The 18,241-nt window shown below is 72.8% G+C and carries 18 protein-coding genes and 1 pseudogene; 12 read left to right on the top strand and 7 right to left on the bottom strand.

Annotated elements, in window-relative coordinates:
* Positions 1-135 precede the first annotated feature (135 nt).
* Positions 136-1,086 (top strand): DUF1254 domain-containing protein, encoded by a 951-nt coding sequence (locus M1L56_RS00315; RefSeq protein ID WP_248597672.1) that lies wholly within the window; start codon positions 136-138, stop codon positions 1,084-1,086.
* Positions 1,087-1,092: 6 nt separating this feature from the next.
* On the opposite strand, the gene M1L56_RS00310 is transcribed toward M1L56_RS00315, so the two are convergent.
* Both M1L56_RS00310 and M1L56_RS00305 read right to left on the bottom strand, forming a co-directional pair.
* Positions 1,093-1,593 (bottom strand): hypothetical protein, encoded by a 501-nt coding sequence (locus M1L56_RS00310; protein WP_067946506.1) that lies wholly within the window; start codon positions 1,591-1,593, stop codon positions 1,093-1,095.
* A 50-nt stretch (positions 1,594-1,643) separates the two neighbouring features.
* On the bottom strand, positions 1,644-2,192 hold the full coding sequence (locus tag M1L56_RS00305; RefSeq protein ID WP_248597671.1) for a CGNR zinc finger domain-containing protein: 549 nt from the start codon (positions 2,190-2,192) through the stop codon (positions 1,644-1,646).
* A gap of 111 nt (positions 2,193-2,303) precedes the next feature.
* Between M1L56_RS00305 and M1L56_RS00300 the strand changes: the two genes are divergently transcribed.
* Positions 2,304-3,137 (top strand): alpha/beta fold hydrolase, encoded by an 834-nt coding sequence (locus M1L56_RS00300; RefSeq protein WP_248597670.1) that lies wholly within the window; start codon positions 2,304-2,306, stop codon positions 3,135-3,137.
* 91 nt (positions 3,138-3,228) lie between these two features.
* Positions 3,229-3,927 carry an alpha/beta fold hydrolase gene (locus M1L56_RS00295; protein WP_248597669.1) on the top strand — a complete coding sequence of 233 codons (699 nt, stop codon included), beginning with the start codon at positions 3,229-3,231 and terminating at the stop codon, positions 3,925-3,927.
* Positions 3,928-3,974: 47 nt separating this feature from the next.
* Here M1L56_RS00295 and M1L56_RS16170 read toward each other — a convergent pair.
* Positions 3,975-4,851 (bottom strand): annotated as a pseudogene (locus tag M1L56_RS16170) (RNA polymerase sigma-70 factor).
* 10 nt (positions 4,852-4,861) lie between these two features.
* Positions 4,862-5,449 carry a carboxymuconolactone decarboxylase family protein gene (locus tag M1L56_RS00285; protein WP_248597668.1) on the bottom strand — a complete coding sequence of 196 codons (588 nt, stop codon included), beginning with the start codon at positions 5,447-5,449 and terminating at the stop codon, positions 4,862-4,864.
* A 270-nt stretch (positions 5,450-5,719) separates the two neighbouring features.
* On the opposite strand from M1L56_RS00285, the gene M1L56_RS00280 reads away from it, so the two are divergent.
* The 3 genes from M1L56_RS00280 to ectB all read left to right on the top strand — a co-directional run bounded on the left by M1L56_RS00280 (position 5,720) and on the right by ectB (position 9,475).
* Positions 5,720-7,081, top strand: a complete 1,362-nt coding sequence (locus M1L56_RS00280; RefSeq protein ID WP_248597667.1) for a hemolysin family protein — start codon at positions 5,720-5,722, stop codon at positions 7,079-7,081.
* Positions 7,078-8,109: a hemolysin family protein gene (locus M1L56_RS00275; protein ID WP_248597666.1), complete on the top strand. Its 1,032-nt coding sequence runs from the start codon at positions 7,078-7,080 to the stop codon at positions 8,107-8,109. The genes M1L56_RS00280 and M1L56_RS00275 overlap by 4 nt, the downstream gene beginning before the upstream one ends.
* A gap of 79 nt (positions 8,110-8,188) precedes the next feature.
* Positions 8,189-9,475: a diaminobutyrate--2-oxoglutarate transaminase gene (ectB, locus tag M1L56_RS00270; RefSeq protein ID WP_248597665.1), complete on the top strand. Its 1,287-nt coding sequence runs from the start codon at positions 8,189-8,191 to the stop codon at positions 9,473-9,475.
* 7 nt (positions 9,476-9,482) lie between these two features.
* On the opposite strand, the gene M1L56_RS00265 is transcribed toward ectB, so the two are convergent.
* On the bottom strand, positions 9,483-10,592 hold the full coding sequence (locus M1L56_RS00265) for a hypothetical protein (protein ID WP_248597664.1): 1,110 nt from the start codon (positions 10,590-10,592) through the stop codon (positions 9,483-9,485).
* Positions 10,593-10,696: 104 nt separating this feature from the next.
* On the opposite strand from M1L56_RS00265, the gene M1L56_RS00260 reads away from it, so the two are divergent.
* From M1L56_RS00260 to M1L56_RS00245, 4 genes are read left to right on the top strand one after another with little or no spacing between them, the layout of a single operon-like run.
* The gene (locus M1L56_RS00260; protein WP_248597663.1) at positions 10,697-11,164 is read left to right on the top strand and encodes a VOC family protein; all 468 of its coding nucleotides are present in this window, start codon (positions 10,697-10,699) and stop codon (positions 11,162-11,164) included.
* Between the two features lie 45 nt (positions 11,165-11,209).
* The gene (locus tag M1L56_RS00255; RefSeq protein WP_248597662.1) at positions 11,210-11,845 is read left to right on the top strand and encodes an NAD(P)-dependent oxidoreductase; all 636 of its coding nucleotides are present in this window, start codon (positions 11,210-11,212) and stop codon (positions 11,843-11,845) included.
* Positions 11,842-12,282: a MarR family winged helix-turn-helix transcriptional regulator gene (locus M1L56_RS00250; protein WP_248597661.1), complete on the top strand. Its 441-nt coding sequence runs from the start codon at positions 11,842-11,844 to the stop codon at positions 12,280-12,282. Before M1L56_RS00255 ends, M1L56_RS00250 begins: the two co-directional genes overlap by 4 nt.
* A gap of 7 nt (positions 12,283-12,289) precedes the next feature.
* Entirely contained in the window at positions 12,290-13,153 is an 864-nt protein-coding gene (locus M1L56_RS00245; RefSeq protein ID WP_248597660.1) for an SDR family oxidoreductase, read from the top strand.
* 213 nt (positions 13,154-13,366) lie between these two features.
* On the opposite strand, the gene M1L56_RS00240 is transcribed toward M1L56_RS00245, so the two are convergent.
* Together M1L56_RS00240 and M1L56_RS16020 are read right to left on the bottom strand one after the other, a co-directional pair.
* Positions 13,367-14,044: a response regulator transcription factor gene (locus M1L56_RS00240; protein ID WP_248597659.1), complete on the bottom strand. Its 678-nt coding sequence runs from the start codon at positions 14,042-14,044 to the stop codon at positions 13,367-13,369.
* A complete protein-coding gene (locus M1L56_RS16020; RefSeq protein ID WP_248597658.1) occupies positions 14,037-16,100 on the bottom strand; it encodes a sensor histidine kinase in 2,064 nt (687 codons plus the stop codon). Before M1L56_RS16020 ends, M1L56_RS00240 begins: the two co-directional genes overlap by 8 nt.
* A 194-nt stretch (positions 16,101-16,294) precedes the next feature.
* Here M1L56_RS16020 and M1L56_RS00230 point away from each other — a divergent pair, with 194 nt between their 5' ends.
* Positions 16,295-16,765: a hypothetical protein gene (locus M1L56_RS00230; RefSeq protein WP_067946203.1), complete on the top strand. Its 471-nt coding sequence runs from the start codon at positions 16,295-16,297 to the stop codon at positions 16,763-16,765.
* Positions 16,749-18,236: a multicopper oxidase family protein gene (locus M1L56_RS00225; protein ID WP_248597657.1), complete on the top strand. Its 1,488-nt coding sequence runs from the start codon at positions 16,749-16,751 to the stop codon at positions 18,234-18,236. The genes M1L56_RS00230 and M1L56_RS00225 overlap by 17 nt, the downstream gene beginning before the upstream one ends.
* Positions 18,237-18,241: the final 5 nt, after the last annotated feature.

The following is an 18,241-nucleotide window of genomic DNA, read 5'->3' as shown; positions in this document are numbered from 1 at the left end:
ACCATAGCGATCAGGCCCGGCGCCGGACACCGCCGGGTCCGCGAGCCCGCGTCGAGGGGGTTCCGGCGACGGCCGCCGGTTGGAACACTGGTCCCGGTGGCCGCGACCGGCGGCGGACCGAGGGGGAAGACGCCGATGTCGAACAAGGTCACGTCCAGGAACTTCGTGCAGGCCGAGACCGCGCACCGATTCCGCGCCCAGCTCGGCCGCGCGCCCGTCAACGCGTTCCACCACGACCGGGTGCCGGTGCACGAGGCCCACCCGGGCGCCGTCCGCCCCAACGTCGACGTGCTCTACTCGCACGCGGTCGTCGACGTGAGCGAGGCGGCCACGTTCGCGCTCGAGCCGTCCGACGAATTCCAGGTCGACCAGGTCATCGACGAGCAGCACTACGTCGTCGGCGTCGTCTACCCGGGCGAGCGGCTCACCCTCACGCGAGCCGACCTGTCGAGCGGCACGCACGTCTACGTGCTCGGCCGCACCTCGCTGTCCGGAGGGCGCGACCGCGCCCACCGCCTGCAGGACCTGCGGCGCGTCGAGGCGCTCACCGCGAACGCGTACCGCCCCGTCGACTACGACGACGCGAGCCGCCGCACGGTGGGCACGAAACTCGCGCGCAGGGCCGGCGCCGCGCCCGACCTCAGCCGGGCGTTCGGCACCCCCGCGACGACGGATGCCGAGCAACACCTGCTCGGCACGCGCCTGGGCTGGGGCGGGCTGCCGCCCGAGCACGGCCAGTACCACGAGGGCGTGGCCAAGAGCAGCGGATGCGACATCTGGACGTTCGACGTGCCGCCGGTCGATTCCGAGCGCGGGTTCTACTCGGTCGTCAAGTACGACCAGCGCGGACGCGCCGGCGGCGGCCACACCGCGATCGCCGGGACCGAGATGATGCGCAACGGGGACGGGACCGTCAGCGTCTACTTCGGCGACGACACGTGCGTGGCCACGGGCAACGTCATCCGCACCGGCCCGCGCGAGCGGTTCCGCTACGCGATGCGCGTGTACCGGCCGCGTGACGCCGAGGAGACCCGGCAGTACCTCGCGCGCCTCGACGCGCGCGGGCTGGAGACCGTGCTGCGCTGACGCGGCTCAGCCGACCGCGGCCTCGCCCCGGGCGTCCTCGAGGTGGGGCGCGCCATGGCTCAGCACCTTCACCACGAGGTCGTGTCGTCGCAGCGTGCGGATGGTGCGGGCCACCTCGTCGGGCGTGCGCCCGAGGGCGCGCTCGTTGACGACGACGAGGACGTCGCCCGCGCGGAGCGTCTCGAAGAGGCGCGCGAGTCGCTGCTCCCACGACTCGGGCGCGTCGGGCGTCGGGTAGCGGAAGTCGAGGATCTGCACGCCGAACCGGGTCAGGTCGGTGCGCTGCTCGAGGATGGGCGGCATGTCGTCGCGCGGAACGACGAGCCCGACGAGCCGCGACCCCTCGGGGCGGGCCTTCCACCAGTCGCGGTTGCGCTGCAGTTCCTCGAAGCACTCGGGGCAGCCGATCGCGTGGTGGCCGGGCTCGTGCGCGAGCCGCGCGGCGCCGGTCGCGGGTGTCGCCGGCCCCGCGGCATCCGTCGTCGAACCGCTCGTGTGGTCAGCCATGTCGAACCCCTTCGTGTCGGGTTCCATTCTCGCCGACGGGCCGGCGCCCCTCACGCGCCCCGGGTGCGCGCGTAGTGCCGACGGGCCTTCGCGCGGTTGCCGCAGGTCTCCATCGAGTGCCACTGGCGCGTGTTCGCGCGGCTCGTGTCGATGAAGAAGTGCTGGCAGTCGGATGCCGCGCACGGGCGGATGCGCGACCCCTCGGGGCCCTGCAGGCTCGCCCATTCGAGCATCGCGCGCGCGCCGATGCGGCGGCCGGGGTCGAGGTCGTCGTGCCATTCGAGGCCGCCGGGTCCGAGGGCGGGGCGGCGGGTCACCGCGCCGACCCACGGCGCGAGCTCATCGACCGGGCGCTCGCCGCGCAGCACGTCGACGAGCAGCGGGCGCACCGCACGCGCGTCGGCGATCTCGGCGGGGTCGCCCGTGCCGCCGTGCGCGATGAGCCAGGCGGATGCCGCAGCGTCGTCGCCCAGCTCGTCGGCGACCCGGTCGGGGTAGCGGAGGCGCGAGTTGACGAGGTCGAGCAGCAGCGAGTGCTCGGCGAGGGCGCGCGCGGCATCCGTCGTCATCTGGTCACCCCCGTGTTGCTGGATCGTCATCGAATTCTAACCCCCTTGGAATACTTTCGCGGTTGGCTGCGCTACAGTCGACAACGCACTAACCATCAAGAACATTTCATACGGTTAGGCATTTCGATGAAGGAGCACCCCATGCCGTACATCACCGTCGGAACCGAGAACTCGGCGAACATCGACCTCTACTACGAGGACCACGGCGCGGGGCAGCCCGTGCTGCTCATCCACGGCTACCCGCTGAGCGGCGAGTCGTGGGAGAAGCAGTCCGCCGCCCTGCTCGACGCGGGCCACCGCGTCATCACGTACGACCGCCGCGGCTTCGGCCGCTCGTCGAAGCCCACCGTCGGCTACGACTACGACACCTTCGCCGCCGACCTCAAGGTCGTGCTCGACACCCTCGACCTGAACGACGTGATCCTCGTCGGCTTCTCGATGGGCACCGGCGAGGTCGGCCGCTACCTCGGCACCTACGGCAGCGCCCGCGTCGCCAAGGCCGCGTTCCTCGCCTCGCTCGAGCCGTTCCTGCTGCAGACCGACGACAACCCCACGGGCGTGCCCGCCGACGTGTTCGCCGGCATCGAGCAGTCCGCGAAGTCCGACCGCTACGCCTGGTTCGACCAGTTCTTCCAGGACTTCTACAACCTCGACGAGAACCTCGGCACCCGCATCGGCGAGGCCGCGGTCCGCGCGAGCTGGAACACCGCGGCATCCGCCGGCTCGTTCGCCTCGTCGGCCGTCGTCCAGTCGTGGCTCACCGACTTCCGCGGCGACATCGAGAAGGTCGACGTGCCGTCGCTGATCCTGCACGGCACCGCCGACCGCATCCTGCCGATCGACGCCACCGCGCGCGAGTTCGCGAAGCGCCTGCCGTCGGCCGACTACGTCGAGATCGAGGGCGCGCCGCACGGCCTGCTCTGGACCCACGCCGACGAGGTCACCCGCGCCCTGCTCGCCTTCGTGCAGAAGTAGGCGCTGCTTCCGCACGACACGGTTCCGACCGAGGGGCCCGGGGCGACCCGGGCCCCTCGTCGCATCCGCGCGGCTTCGCTACCATCGCGGGATGCCGGACCTCGTGCTCCTCGGGAGCGTCTTCCTCCCGGCCGCGGCGTTCGACCCGCTCGCCGAGGTGCTCGAGCGTCGTGGGCGCACCGTGCGGGTCGCCGACGCCGGCCCGGCGGCGACCGCCGAGGACGTCCTGGCCGCCTACCGTGCCGCCATCGCCGAGCGCGGCGACGTCATCGGCGTCGCGCACTCGAACGCGGGCACCTACATGCCGGCGCTCGTGGCCGACGGTGCGCTGACCTCGATCGTGTTCATGGATGCCGTCCTCCCCGCGCCGACCGGCGGGGTCGTGCCCGCCGTGCGCCCGGACCTCGGCGGGCTGCTCCGCCCGCTCGTCGTCGATGACGCCCTCCCCCGCTGGACCGAGTGGTGGCCGCCGGAGACCGTCCGCGCCCTGTTCCCGGACGAGGCGACGTTCGAGCGGGTGCACGCCGCGACGCCGCGCGTGCCCGCGTCGTACCTCGGCGCGGCCGTGGACGTGCCCGCCGGATGGACGGACGGGCTCCGGGCGGCGTACCTCGCCTTCGGCGACGCCTATGCCGACGAGCGGCTGCTGGCCGAATCGCTCGGCTGGGCCACGCAGACCATGGAGCTCGCGCACCTCGGCCACCTGCAGCGCCCCGCGGAGGTCGCCGACGCCCTCGAGGTCCTCATCGAGGCGGCGGGCAGCGGCGGGCTGCCACCGCGGCGACCATGAGCGGATGACGCGTCCCGCCGTCGCCGGCGGCGGCCGCGCGGCATCCGTCACCGCGCGAGCGCGGCCTCGGCGCCCAGCCGCGCCAGCTTGTCGGGATTCGCGACCGAGTAGATGCGGGTCACGAGCCCGCCCTCGATGGTGACGCTGAGCGCCCCGACGAGCTGCCCGTCGACCTCGACGAGCGCGCCCGGTCCGCCGTTCACCCACGCGGGCACCGCCCGGTACGCCACCGCGTACTTGCGGATGGAGCCCGCGAGGTAGGCGACGAGCTTCTCCGCGCCCACGATCGGCCGCCGCGCCGCGCCGCGCACCTTGCCGCCGCTGTCGGCGACCGACACCACGTCGGGTGCGAGCACGTCCATGAGCCCCTGCAGGTCGCCCGTGTTGAACGCGTCGAGGAACCGTTCGAGCACGCGCTCCTGCTCCGCCCGCGCCACCTCGACGCGGGGCCGGTCGGGCGGCGACGTGCTGCTTGGCCCGGTGCGCGATCTGGCGCACCGCCGCGGGCGTCTTGTCGACGGCATCCGCGATCTCGTCGTACCGCACGTCGAACACCTCGCGCAGCACGAACACCGCCCGCTCGGCGGGGCCGAGGGTCTCGAGCACCGTGAGGGTCGCCATCGACAGCGACTCGGCGAGTTCCACGTCGTCGGCGACATCCGGGCTCGTCAGCACCGGCTCGGGCAGCCACTCCCCCACGTAGTCCTCGCGGCGGCGCGAGAGCGTGCGCAGGTGGTTCAGCGCCTGGCGGGTGACGATGCGCACGAGGTAGGCGCGCAGGTCGCGCACCTCCGCGCGATCGACGCGCGACCAGCGCAGCCACGACTCCTGCAGCACGTCCTCCGCGTCGGCGGCCGAGCCGAGCAGCTCGTACGCGACCGTGAACAGCAGGTTCCGGTGCGTGACGAACGGGTCGGCGCTCATGCGCGTCACCCTACGCCGCCCCCGCCACGGCCGGGCGCTCCGCGAGCGGCGGCAGGCCGCACGCGTCGGCGTAGTGGTCCGAGCGGATGCCGAGCGCGAGGTTCATCCGCGCCGTCGCGTTCATCAGCGCGACCTTCGCCGCGAGCTCGAGCAGCGCGGCCGGCCCGAGGTCGTCGAGCAGGGCGTCGGACAGCTCGTCGGTCACGGCCGGCGGGCTCTGGCACATCGCCTCGGCGTACTCCATCACGCGGCGCTCGAGCGGGCTGAAGACCGACGCCTCCCGCCATCCGGGCACCTGGCGCACCTTCTCCTCGTCGAGCCCGCGGTGGTGCGCCATGAAGTAGTTGAAGTCGAGGCAGAAGCTGCAGCCGACCTCGGCCGCCGCGGCCATGCGGGCGAACACGGCGAGGTGCTCGTCGAGCGCGTCCCAGCGCTCCGACTTCCGGCCGATGCCCATCAGGTCGGTGAACACCCGCGGGTTGTGCCAGAGCACCCCGATCGAGTCGGGCACGTCGCCGACCATGCGCCGCATCGCGAACTTCGCCAACGCGCCGTACGGCCCGGTGACCTCGGTGGCGGGAATCCTCGTGGTGGTCATGTCTCCTCCAACGTTCGTTCGTCGTGACATGGAGACACCGGCCGCGCACCCGTCGTGACATCCCTCGGACGATCAGCGCTCAGTCCGTACAGCCGCCTTCAAGCGTCCGCTCGTACGCTGGGCCGCACACATTCGCATTGGAGGCGACGAGCACACCGTGCCCACCACCACCGAGGGTCCCGCCGCGACGTGCGGACCCGCGACCGCTGACACACCCCCGGCCGACGATCCCAGCCATAGATCCGAGCACGGGTCTCCGGCGGTGACGCGATGATCACCGCGCTGCTGCTCCTGCTGCTGGGACTCCTGCTCACCGCTGCGATCATCGCGGCGAACGGCTACTTCGTCGCCCAGGAGTTCGCGTACATGTCGGTGGACCGAGCGCGACTCCGCGCTCGAGCCGAAGCCGGCGACGCTCAGGCCGCGCGGGCCCTCGCCGTGACGAAGCGCACGTCGTTCATGCTGTCGGGGGCGCAGCTCGGCATCACGGTCACCGGCCTGCTCGTCGGGTACGTCGCCGAGCCGTTCATCGGCGAGTCGCTGGGCATGCTGCTCGGCGGGGTCGGCGTTCCGACCACGACGGGCATCGCGGTGGGCACCGTGTTCGCTCTCGCGCTCGCCACGGTCGTGCAGATGATCTTCGGCGAGTTGTACCCGAAGAACCTGGCCATCGCGAACCCGGAACCCCTCGCACGCGCGCTCGCACGATCCACGCAGGCCTACCTCGCGGTGTTCGGATGGCTCATCGCCCTGTTCGACCGCGCCTCGAACGCAGTGCTCCGGCTGATCCGGGTCGAGCCCGTCCACGACATCGACATCAGCGCGACCGCGGCCGACCTCGAGCACATCATCGACGACTCGCGCGCGAGCGGCGACCTGCCCGCGGAGCTGTCGATCCTCCTCGATCGCGTCCTCGACTTCCCCGAGCGCGATGTCGAGCACGCCATGATCCCCCGCGTCCGGGTCGACGTCGCCGGCCCTGAGACGACGATCGCACAGATGCGCGCTCGCATGGCGAGCGGGCACACGCGCTACCCCGTGCTGGGCGAGGGCGAGGAGCCGGTCGGCGTCGTGCATCTCGCCGACGTGCTCGCCGCCGAGCCGGACGACGCGCGCCCGGTCACGGCCGTCATGCGCGAACCGCTCGTGGTGCCGACGCTCATGCCGCTTCCCGACGCCCTCGCCGCACTCACCGAGTCGCACAACGAACTGGCCTGCGTCATCGACGAGTACGGCGGCTTCAGCGGCATCGTGACCATCGAGGACCTCGCCGAGGAGCTCATCGGCGAGATCGAGGACGAGCACGACACCCCCGCCGGGGTCGGCGCGGAACTCGACGCCGACGGCGCCTGGGTCATGGATGGCGACCTGCACCTCGACGAGGTCGAGCGCATCATCGACCGCGACCTGCCGCGCGGCGACTACGAGACGATGGCGGGCCTCATCATCGCGCAGGAAGGCAGCCTTCCGGAGGTCGGCGAGACCGTGCGCGTCGACCTGCCGACGACCGGTGCCGAGCTCGCGGAGGACGAGCCCGGGCGCCGCCACCTCCTCATCGAGGTCGCGGAGGTCGACCGTCACGTGCCCTCCGTCATCAAGGCGAGGGTCGTCGAAGAGGAGGGCGAGCGATGAGCGCCGGGGCCGTCGTCGCGATCACGATCGCGCTCATCGCGCTCAGCGCGTTCTTCGTCGTCATCGAGTTCTCGCTCATGGGGGCACGCCGCCACCGCCTCGAACAGGAGGCCTCGGGCAGCCGATCCGCGCGGGCGGCGCTGCGCGGCATGAACGAGCTGACCATCATGCTCGCCGGCGCGCAGCTCGGCATCACGGTATGCACGTTCGCGCTCGGCGCGGTCACGAAACCCGCAGTCGACGGATGGCTCGGCCCGGTGTTCGCCTCGTGGGGCGTGCCCGACTGGCTGGCCGGCAGCGCAGCGTTCGCGCTGTCGCTCCTGTTCGTGACCTTCCTCCACCTCGTGATCGGCGAGATGGCGCCCAAGTCGTGGGCCATCGCCCATCCGGAGCTCGCCGCGAAGGCGATCGCCCTGCCGTCGCGGGGCTTCATCTGGGTCTTCCGCCCGTTCCTCGTCTGGGTCAATCGCATCGCCAACCGCCTCGTCGCCCGAGCGGGCGTCGAGCCGGTCGATCGCGCCGCCGTGGGCGGTCGGGACGCCGACACCATCCGACAGCTCGTCGAGCATTCGACCCAGGCGGGCGTCCTCGAGCCCGAGCTGCGCACGCAGATCACCGAGGTCATCGGATTGCAGGAGCTCACCGTCGGGGAGATCGCGAACCCCGACGCCGAGCCCGCCGCGGTCGGGGCGGACGCCACGGTCGCCGACGTCCGCGCGGCCGCGCTGGCCTCGGGGCATCTGCGCATCCTCGTCCGCGACCCCGACGGTCGCGTGACGCGGTTCGTCCACGTCCGCGACACGCTGCAGGCGGCCGATGGCACGCGGGCCGACACGTTCGCGAGGCCGGCGTACCGGGTCGACGCGGCGACCCCGGTGTACGAGCTGCTCCGCGACCTGCGCGAGCAGCGGGTCCAACTCGCGGTCGTGGAGCGCGCGGGCACCCTGCTCGGCATCGTCACGCTGACGGATGTCGCTTCGCGACTGCTTCCCGTGGTGGCGGCCCAAGCGGAGCTGCGCCCCCGCTGATCCCCTCCCACATTGCGCTCCCGGGCTGAGGCCGTAGGGTCGATGCACCGCCACCTTCCTCGAGAGGAGACCGCCTGCCATGAGCAGCGTCACGACCAGCGCCACCGACCTGGACGTCTTCGACCGCCGCGAGTCGGAGGTGCGCGGGTACGTGCGCGCGTTCCCGACCGTGTTCGACCGCGCGACCGGATCGACCCTCGTCGACGCCGACGGCCGCGAGTACCTCGACTTCTTCGCGGGCGCGGGCGTGCTGAACTACGGGCACAACAACCCGGCGTTCACGCGGGCGCTCATCGAGTACCTCGAGCGCGACGGCATCATCCACGGCCTCGACATGGCCACCTCGGCCAAGCGGGCGTTCATCGAGGCGTTCGAGCGCTTCATCCTCGAGCCGCGGGGCCTCGACCACAAGCTGCAGTTCACCGGCCCGACCGGCGCGAACTCCGTCGAGGCGGCGCTGAAGGTCGCCCGCCAGGCGACCGGCCGGTCGACCGTGGTCGCGTTCACGAACGCCTTCCACGGGCTGAGCATGGGCGCGCTCGCGGTCACCGGCAACAGCCACTACCGCTCGGCGGCGGGCGTCGGCCTCGACGACGTCGCGCGCATGCCGTACGACGGCTACCTCGGTGCCGACGTCGACACGCTCGACCTGCTCGAGAAGCAGCTCGACGACCCGGGTTCGGGTCTCGACCTCCCGGCGGCGGTCATCGTCGAGGCCGTGCAGGGCGAGGGCGGCATCAACATGGCCCGCGTCGAATGGCTCCAGCGGCTCCGTGCGATCACCGAGGCCCGCGGCATCCTGCTGATCCTCGACGAGATCCAGGCGGGCGTCGGCCGCACCGGCCGCTTCTTCGCGTTCGAGCACGCCGGCATCGTGCCCGACATCGTGACGGTCTCGAAGTCCATCTCGGGCTCCGGGCTGCCGATGTCGCTCGTGCTCCTCCGTCCGGGCGTCGACGTGTGGAAGCCCGGCCAGCACACGGGCACGTTCCGTGGCAACAACCTCGCGTTCGTGTCGGCCCGGGTCGCGCTCGAGACGTACTGGGCGGATGCCGCCTTCGCCGAGGCGGTCACCGCCAAGGGCGAGCTGCTGCGCACCGAGCTCGAGCGGATCGCCGACGAGCACCCGGACCTCGACTTCGTCGTCCGCGGGCGCGGTCTCATGATGGGCATCGCCTGCGACGCCGACCGCACCCTCGCGGGCCGCGTGTCGAAGGCGGCGTTCGAGCGCGGCCTCGTCATCGAGACGTCGGGTGCGCACGACGAGGTGCTGAAGTTCCTGCCCGCGCTCACGATCACCGAGGACGAGCTGCGTCGCGGCCTCGCGATCGTGCGGGAGAGCCTCGCGGCGGTGCGCGCCGCCTAGGCCGCGGTCATCGCGACTGGGCGACGATCGCGCGGGCGACCTCCTCCACACGCTCGCCGCGCACCTGGTACAGCGCATCGCCCACGGCGACGACGGCGACCGCCGCCGGGTCCTCCGCGGGCCGTTCGACGACGGCGGAGGCCTCGACGCCGGCCGGCGCCCCGTCGAGCGGGAGCCCGTCGAACGCGACGTCCGCGTCGGGGGCGCGGAAGGCATCCATGAGCGGCCCGAACCCGGGTGCGGCGGTCACGGTCACCACCGTCCCGCCGTCGACCCGCAGTTCGCAGTCGAACGTGCGCGCGGCGGCGTGCACGGCGGCGGCGAAGTCGCGGAGCGGCTCCGCCGTGGCATCCGTCACCAGGTATTCGACGGTCGTGCCGGCCCGCAGCTGCGCCGCGTCGACGATGCCGTCGCGGTCGAGCGCGCCGGTGCACGCGGCATCCGTCGCACGCAGCTCGACCGCGGGCCGCTCGAGCCGGTCGGGCGTCGCGGTGCCCAGCGTCGCGAACGCCGCCTCGGCGACGTCGGCGAGTCGGTCGAGCATCCGCTCGGCATCGATGCCCTCGAACCGGCTGCCGGTTCCCGCGAGGCCGGCGGCGGTGATGGACGCGACCGCCCAGTCCTCCCCCACCGGCGCCGACAGGAACCAGCCCGCATCGCCCGCCGCGACGGAGGCCTCGACGCCCGCCGCCTCCCGAGTGTCGGGTGACGGCGCGTCGCCGAGCAGCAGCGGCACCCACTCGCCCGCGGCATCCGGAAGCACGTCGAGTCGCAGGTAGGCCCAGTCGCTCGGCGCCTGGTACTCGGGCATGCCGGAGCCGACGCGCCAGGAGCAGGCGAACCCGCCCACGCCCTCGAGCAGCACGCCGGTGAACGCGTCGGTACCGTTCACCGCGGGAACCGGGTCGACCGGGTCGCCGTCCGCGCCGACGAGGGCGGCGGCCACGAGTTCGCCGGAGACGAGGTCGTCGCAGGACAGCGGCCCCGAGGCATCCGCCGACGGCGACGGACTCGCGCCTGCCGTGGGCGTCTGCCCGGCCTGTGGCCCGCCGGCGCATCCCGCGAGGGCCGCGGCCAGCACGGCCGCGGACGCGGGCAAACCTCGCTTCGCCCCCACCCCTCGACTCTAGCGACGCAGCGCACGTTCGCGAAGGCCCGCGCGGATGGGACGCGGTGGGCGTACCGTGGCCCCGAGCACCGTTCCGAACAAGGGGGTTCCCGATGGCCGAGCTCGCACCGATCCAACCGTGCCTGTGGTTCGAGGACCAGGCGCGCGCGGCGATGGACTACTACGTCGACGTCTTCCCGAACTCGCGCATCGTGGAGGTCGTCGAGTATCCCGACGAGTCGCTCGACGAGCACTTCCGGGGCATGGCGGGCAAGGTGGTGAACGGGCGGTTCGTCCTGAACGGCGTCGAGTTCACCTGCCTCGACGGCGGTCCGCTCTTCACGTTCAACGAGTCGATCTCGTTCATCGTCTCGTGCGCCGACCAGGCCGAGATCGACCATTACTGGTCGCGGCTCTCGCACGTGCCCGACGCCGAGCAGTGCGGGTGGTGCAAGGACCAGTTCGGCGTCAGCTGGCAGATCCTGCCCGCGAACATGAACGAGCTCACCCGGCGGCCCGAGCAGGTCCAGGTGATGATGCAGCAGAAGAAGGTCGTCATCGCCGAACTCGAGCAGGCCTGACGAGCGGATGCCGCAGGCAGTTGCTTTAGCGGCTAAACTGTCTGCATGACCACCCTCGCTCTCTTCGGCGCGACCGGGAAGACCGGTCGCCGCGTCCTCGATCGGGCCCTCGCCGAGGGCTTCGACGTCCGCGCCCTCGTGCGCGACCCCGCCCGCCTCGGGGTGCAGCACGAGCGGCTCACCGTCATCCGCGGCGATGTGCTCGACGCCGCCGCGGTCGACGAGACCGTCGCCGGCTCCGACGCCGTGCTCAGCCTGTTCGGCCACGTGAAGGGGTCGCCGGCGTCGCTGCAGGCCGACGGCACCCGCCACATCGTCGCCGCCATGCAGCGCCACGGCGTCAGCCGCATCGTGTCCCTCTCGGGCGGCGGCCTGCGTGCCGAGCAGCACGATCGCCCCAAGGCGGCCGACCGGGTCATGCGCCTGCTGCTCAAGACCCTCGCCGGCGACGTCCTCGCCGACGCCGAGGCCCACCTCGGCGTGCTCCGCGACAGCGGCCTCGACTGGACCATCGTCCGCGGCCCCCGACTGCTCGAGACCCCCGGCACGGGGACGTACCGCGTCGGATGGGTCGGCGTCGGCACGGGCATGCAGATCAGCCGCGACGACCTCGCCGACTTCATCCTGAGCCAGGTCGAGGACCGCACCTACGTGCACCAACTGCCGTTCGTCAGCGCATGACTGACGACACCTCGCGCCGCGAACACGTCGCCCGCGTCATCGAGCGGACGGTCGCCCTCGGGCGTTCGCTCCGGAGCGGACGCCGCACGCCCTTCCACGGGCGAGTGCTCACCGGCTCGCAGCTCGAGGCCCTGTTCCACCTCGCCCACGACCCCGCACCGGTGACCCCGAGCGCCCTCGCCGCGGCGCTCGCCCTGACCCCCGGCGCGGTCACGCAGCTCGTCGACGGCCTCCGCGCGGAGGGCCTGGTCGAATCGGCGCCGCACCCCGACGACGCCAGGTCCCGCGTCATCCGCCTCAGCGCGGAGGCCGCTGAGCAGGTCGACGCCTTCGAGCAGGAGCTCGTCGCGCACGCCCTGCCGACGTTCGACGCCCTCGACGATGCCGAGCTCGAGACGCTCGCCTCGCTCCTCGACCGGGTCGGCCGACGACCGTGAGCGCGCGATGACGAGCGACGCCGTCTTCGTCACGGGCGCCACCGGGATCGTCGGGTCGGCCGTGGTCGACCACCTGCTCGAGCGCGGCGAGCCGGTCGTGGCGGGCGTGCGAACCGAGGCGGATGCCGCACAGTTGCCACGCGGCATCCGTCACCGCCACTTCGACTTCGGCATGCCCGCGCACCGGCTCGATGCGGTGCTCGACGGATGCGACCGGCTCTTCCTGATGCGCCCGCCGCCCATCGCCGACGTGGAGCGGTACCTGTTCCCGCTCATCGACGCGGCGATGCGCCGCGGCATCCGGCAGATCGTGTTCCTCTCGCTGCAGGGCGTGCAGGCGAACCGGTCGACCCCGCACCACGCTGTCGAGCGGTACCTGCGGGAGGTCGATGCGCCGTTCACCTTCCTACGGCCGAACTTCTTCATGCAGAACCTGACGACGACGTACCGCGACGACATCCGCGACCACGACGAGATCTTCGTGCCGGCCGGCCGATCGCGCACGGCCTTCATCGACGCGCGCGACATCGGCCGGGTCGCGGCGGCGGTGTTCACCGGGCCTGGCCACCTCCGCGCGGCGTACACCCTGTCGGGCGAGCAGAGCCTGACGTACCGCCGGGTGGCCCGGCTCCTCTCCGAGGTGCTCGGCCGGGAGATCCGCTACGCGCGGCCGGGCGAGCGGGAGTACCTCGCGCGTCTCGCCGCGAACGGGGCGCCCGAGGACTACCTCGCCGTGCAGCGCATGATCCACCGCGTCGTGCGCTGGAACGTCTCGGCCCTGCCCAACCGGGCGGTGCGCCGGTTGACCGGCCGGCCGGCGACGACGTTCGCCGAGTTCGCGGCGCGGGAGCGCGCCGCCTGGGAGCGCTGAGCGCCCCGGCCGACGGGAGCCGCCACGCCACGAGCCTCGCGGAGGAGGCCGTCGGCATCGTCGAAGTCGTCGCCGATGTCGCCCGTGGCCGCGTCGAGGATGGTGCCGATCGAGCTGCTCATACCTCGATCCAAGCAGCACCCACCGACACCCGGCACGGCCCGACGGGAGACCCGAAACGGCCGGACAGCGGCCGATTCCACCGCCCGCCGACTACCCCTCGGCGCTCCTCAGGAACGCCAGCACCGCGGCCACCCGCCGGTGCACGCCCGACTCCGGCAGCCGCAACTTGGTGAAGATCGCGTTGACGTGCTTCTCGACGGTCGACGACGACAGGAACAGCGCCTGCTCGATGCCCGCGTTCGTCTTGCCCGCCGCCATCTCGCGCAGCACCTCGAGCTCGCGCGGCGACAACGCGGCGAGCGGACTCGCGGCGTTCGCGCTGCGCCGGCGCACGAGCGTGTCGACGATCTGCGGATCGATCACCGATCCGCCCGCGCGCACCTCTCGCAGCGCGTGCACGAGGTCCTCGAGGTCGCCGATCCGGTCCTTCAGCAGGTAGCCGAGGCCGGCCGACCCGTCGGCGAACAGCGCGAGTGCGTAGCTCTCGTCGGCGTGCTGCGAGAGCACCACGACCCCGGTCGAGGCCGCCGTCGCACGGATGGCGTGCGCGGCCTCGATCCCCTCCATGTGGTGGCCCGGCGGCATCCGGATGTCGGTGAGCACCGCGTCGGGACCGAGCCGTCGCACGGCGTCGAGCAGTTCGGTCGCGTTGCCCACCGAGGCGAGGACCTCGACCTCGCCCGAGTCCTCCAGCAGGCGCCGAAGCCCCTCGCGCACGAGGTAGTTGTCCTCGGCGATGACCACGCGCAGCGCGCTCCCGTCAGCCACCCGACGCTCCCGCCGTGCTGAGTGGCAGGTCGACGACCACGGTGGTCCCCGTCGGCACGGCGGGTGCCACCTGCACCGTGCCGCGGAGCGCCGCCACCCGGTCGCGGATGTTCGCGAGCCCCCCGCTCGTCGCCGACGCGGGCGACACGTCGCCGATGCCGCATCCGTCGTCGCTGATCGAGATGCGCAGGTGCCCGTCGTCGCGCGCGAGCCCGACCGAGGCGTGCGACGCGTGCGCGTGCTTGGCGGTGTTCGCAAGCGCCTCGCGCACGACGTAGTACGCGGTCGTCTCGACGTCGTCGGGGTAGCGCTCGGCGCGCACCGCGGCATCCGCGTCGACCGTCAAGGGGATCGGGTACCGGGCGACACCCGATTCGACCGCCGCGACCAGCCCGTTGTCGCTCAGCACCGGCGGGTGGATGCCGCGGGCGAACTCGCGCAGGTCGGTGAGCGTCTCCCGGGCCTGGTCCTGCAGCTCCGCCAACTCGTCGGCGGTGAGCTCGCCGCGCTCCAGGCGGTTCCGGGCGAGGCGCAGCCCGGCGATCTGCGCGACGACGTCCTGCTGGATGCCGTCGTGCAGGTCGCGCTCGAGGCGGCGCCGCTCGTCGTCCTGGGCGGCGACGAGCCGTTCGCGCGAGGCGGTGAGCTCGTCGAGCTGCTCGGCGAGCTGGGCGGTGAGGCGCAGGTTGGCGACGGATGCCGCGGCCTGGCCCGCGACGGTGCGGAGCATCGTCCGCTCCTCGTCGGAGTACTCGCCGCGGCGGCGGGGTCCGAGCTCGATCCGGCCGAGGGTCTCGTCGGCGTGCACCAGGTCGACCGACTCGACCGGCTCGGTGCCGGCGGCCTCGCCGGGGATCGCGGCGACGCCCGCGGGGGCATCGGCGAGCGCGCCATCCGTCGCCGCCAGCCGGATGCGGACCCACGTCGCGTCGAGCCCGGCGCGCACGGCCTCGGCGAGCCGGGTGAGCAGCTCGCGCGGCTCGCCCGCCTGCTCGAGGCGGGAGCCGAGCTCGCTCAGCATGCCGAACTGGCGGTCGCGATCGCCGAACAGGGCGCGGTGCAGCCGACGCTGCATCCACGTGCGCACCGGCAGCAGCACGACCGCGAGGAGCGTGGTGAGCAGGATCGCCGGCACCGTCTGCAGCGGTGGCGTGAGCAGCACGGCGGGCGTCGCGACCCCGGCGGCGTAGACGACCGTGATGAGCAGGTTCGACGAGCGTTCGACGCGCGCGCCGCGTTCGCCCGGCCCGATGTCGAACGCGCCGTAGCGGAGGATGCCGTGGATGGCCGCGACGGGGATCGCGAGCATCGACGCATAGACGAGCAGCTCGACGCCCCACAGGCCCGGCGCGAACGTCCAGAGCAGGAACGCCACGATGGCCCCGGCGACGGTCAGCGCCATGACCCGCGTGCGCGCCCGCACCTCGGGCGGGCCGAACGCGGCCCGGGAGACGAGCACGGCGAGCGCGAGCGCGACGGCCGCCCACGCCTGCAGCACGAGGTACTGCACGAGCGGCGCCGCCCACTCGAGCCACGGCACGGCGAGCGGGTTCGGGATCGCCTCGCCGCTGATGCCGAGGAACGGCGACATCACCACGTGCGGGGTGGTGAGCAGGGTCAACGGGCCGACGAGCACGGGCAGCCAGAGGAAGTGGACCGCGACGCGCTCCCAGCGCCGATCGGGGACCCCGTCCGGGAAGGTCGCGAAGACGATGAGCAGCGAGGAGGTCGCGAGCGCGTCGGCGGTCAGGCCGAGGGTGTTGAAGAGCGGGAACCACGACTCGGTCAGCAGGTCGGGCGTGCGGAGCACCAGGGTCTCGTAGGCCGACCCGACGAGCATCGACGTGGCCCCGAGCGCGATGAGCACCGCGACCCGCGACGACGACACGGTGAGCAGCCACATGCCGAACACGAACAGCGGCAGTGCGCCGAGCAACGGCCAGGCGAGGCCGTGGTCGCTGTCGGCGTCGAGGAAGCCCCGCACGACGACGACGTAGACCAGGGACGCGACCCCGATGGGGCCGAACGTCGCGAGGCACACCCACCTGCGGTCCACGGTTCCATGGTCCTCCTGTCGCGGCGATCGCGGGAGGGGGCGAACCGGGACGCCCCTTGGCGGCTGGCCTCCATCACGCGTCCGGTGCTCCGCCATGCGGCATCCGGCGGGCTGCGTTCCGGCGCGGGCGGCGCCGGGCGAACGTGGGGTCGAGCGGATGCCGCGACGAGGCGCCGCACGAAGGAGAAGGCATCATGCGCACCCTGTACACCGGTCTCGCCTGGACCGTCGCCGGCGCGGTCGTCGTCCAGGCCGCCGCGATCGCGTTCGCGTTCAGCGGCATGCTGAACCTCGTCTCGGAGGGCGGCGTGGTCGACAAGGCGCTCCTCGAGGGCTTCCAGGCGGCCGGCGTCGGCGAGGCCGGGTTCCTGGTCCACGGACTCGTCGGCGGCATCGTGATCCCGCTCGTCGCCGTCGCGCTGCTCGTCGTGTCGTTCTTCGTCCGCGAGCGCGGCAGCACCATGTGGGCGGCGATCGTCCTCGGGCTCGTGGCGCTGCAGGTCACCCTCGGCTTCTCCGTCACCGACCTGCCCTACCTCGGGCTCGTGCACGGCGCGAACGCGCTCGCGGTCGTCGCGGCGGCGTCCGTCGCCGCCCTCCGGATGCGTCGCACTCGCGGCGAGTCCGCCCCGGAGGAGGCGACCTCACGTGCGGTCGCGGCGTGAGCTGCTGCGACGCGTCGCCGTCGGCGTCGCGGTCGCGACCGGACTCGGCGCGGCGGGGCTCGCGTGGAGTTCCACGCTGCTCGGCGAGTACTCGGTCATGGACCTCGGCGCCGAGCAGGCGGGGCACGGCGCGCACGCGGCGGGCGGAGCGGCATCCGTCGCCGGCAGCCCGGGCACGACCGACGTGACCGCGCTGACCGCCGACCCGGATCGGCCGGCCGACGTGCGGGTCGAGTTCGTGGCGCGGCAGGAGCGCATCGACGTTCCCGGCGGACGCACGGTCGACGGCTACACCGTGAACGGCACGTCGCCGGGGCCGGAGCTGCGCGCCCGGCAGGGCGACCTCGTCGAGGTGACGTTCGTGAACGAGTCGGTGGTCGACGGCGCGACGCTGCACTGGCACGGCATCGACGTGCCGAACGCGGCCGACGGCGTCGCGGGCATCACGCAGGACGCCGTACCCGTGGGAGGGCGCCACGTGTACCGCTTCGAGGCGACGGATGCCGGGACGTACTGGTACCACTCCCATCAGGTGTCGCACGTGCAGGTCGAGCGCGGGCTGCTCGGTGCCATCGTGATCGAACCCGCCGACCCCCCGGAGGTCGCGACCGACGCCGAGACCACCGCGCTGCTGCACGTGTACGGCGGGCGGCACACGGTGAACGGCCGCGCCGAGGATGCCCGCGTCGACGTCGAACCCGGTACGACGGTGCGCGTGCGCGTGATCAACACCGACCAGGGCACCGCCGCCGTGTGGTCGGCGGCGCCGTTCCGGGTCGTCGCGACCGACGGGCACGACGTGCACGAGCCGACTCCCGTCGACGGCGAGCGCGTGCTCATCCCCGCCGGCGGTCGAGCGGATGTCGCGGTGCGGGCACCCGACGACGGCTCCGCCGTGCGCCTGCATACCGGCGGCCGCAGCGTGATCGTCGGCGGCCCGGCGGCATCCGTGCCCCCGCCCTCCGCGCAGCCGTCGCGGACCCTCGACCTGCTCGCCTACGGCAGCCCCGAGCCGCTCGAGTTCGGCACCGCCGACCCCGACCGCGAGTTCGACTACGTCATCGCCCGCCGCTTCGGCATCATCGACGGCCGGCCCGGCAACTTCTGGACCATCAACGGGCGCATGTTCCCCGACATGCCGATGTTCCACGTGCGCGAGGGGGACGTGGTCGTCATGCACGTCCGCAACGACTCCGGCGACGTGCACCCGATGCACCTCCACGGGCACCACGTCGTGGTCCTCTCGCGGGACGGGATCGCGGCATCCGGGAGCCCGTGGGTCGTCGACTCGCTCGACGTGCACCCCGGCGAGGCGTACGACGTGGCATTCGTCGCCGACAACCCGGGCATCTGGAGCGACCACTGCCACACGCTGCGGCACGCGGTCGACGGACTCGTCGCCCACGTCATGTACGAGGGCGTCACCACGTCGTTCACCATCGGCGCGGTCTCGGGCAACCGGCCGGAATGAGGCGT

Origin of the sequence: Agromyces sp. C10 (assembly GCF_023217995.1) — a bacterium.
Taxonomy (GTDB): domain Bacteria; phylum Actinomycetota; class Actinomycetes; order Actinomycetales; family Microbacteriaceae; genus Agromyces; species Agromyces indicus.
The sequence above is the reverse complement of the archived record's forward strand: the minus strand, read 5'-3'. Positions and strand labels throughout refer to the sequence as shown.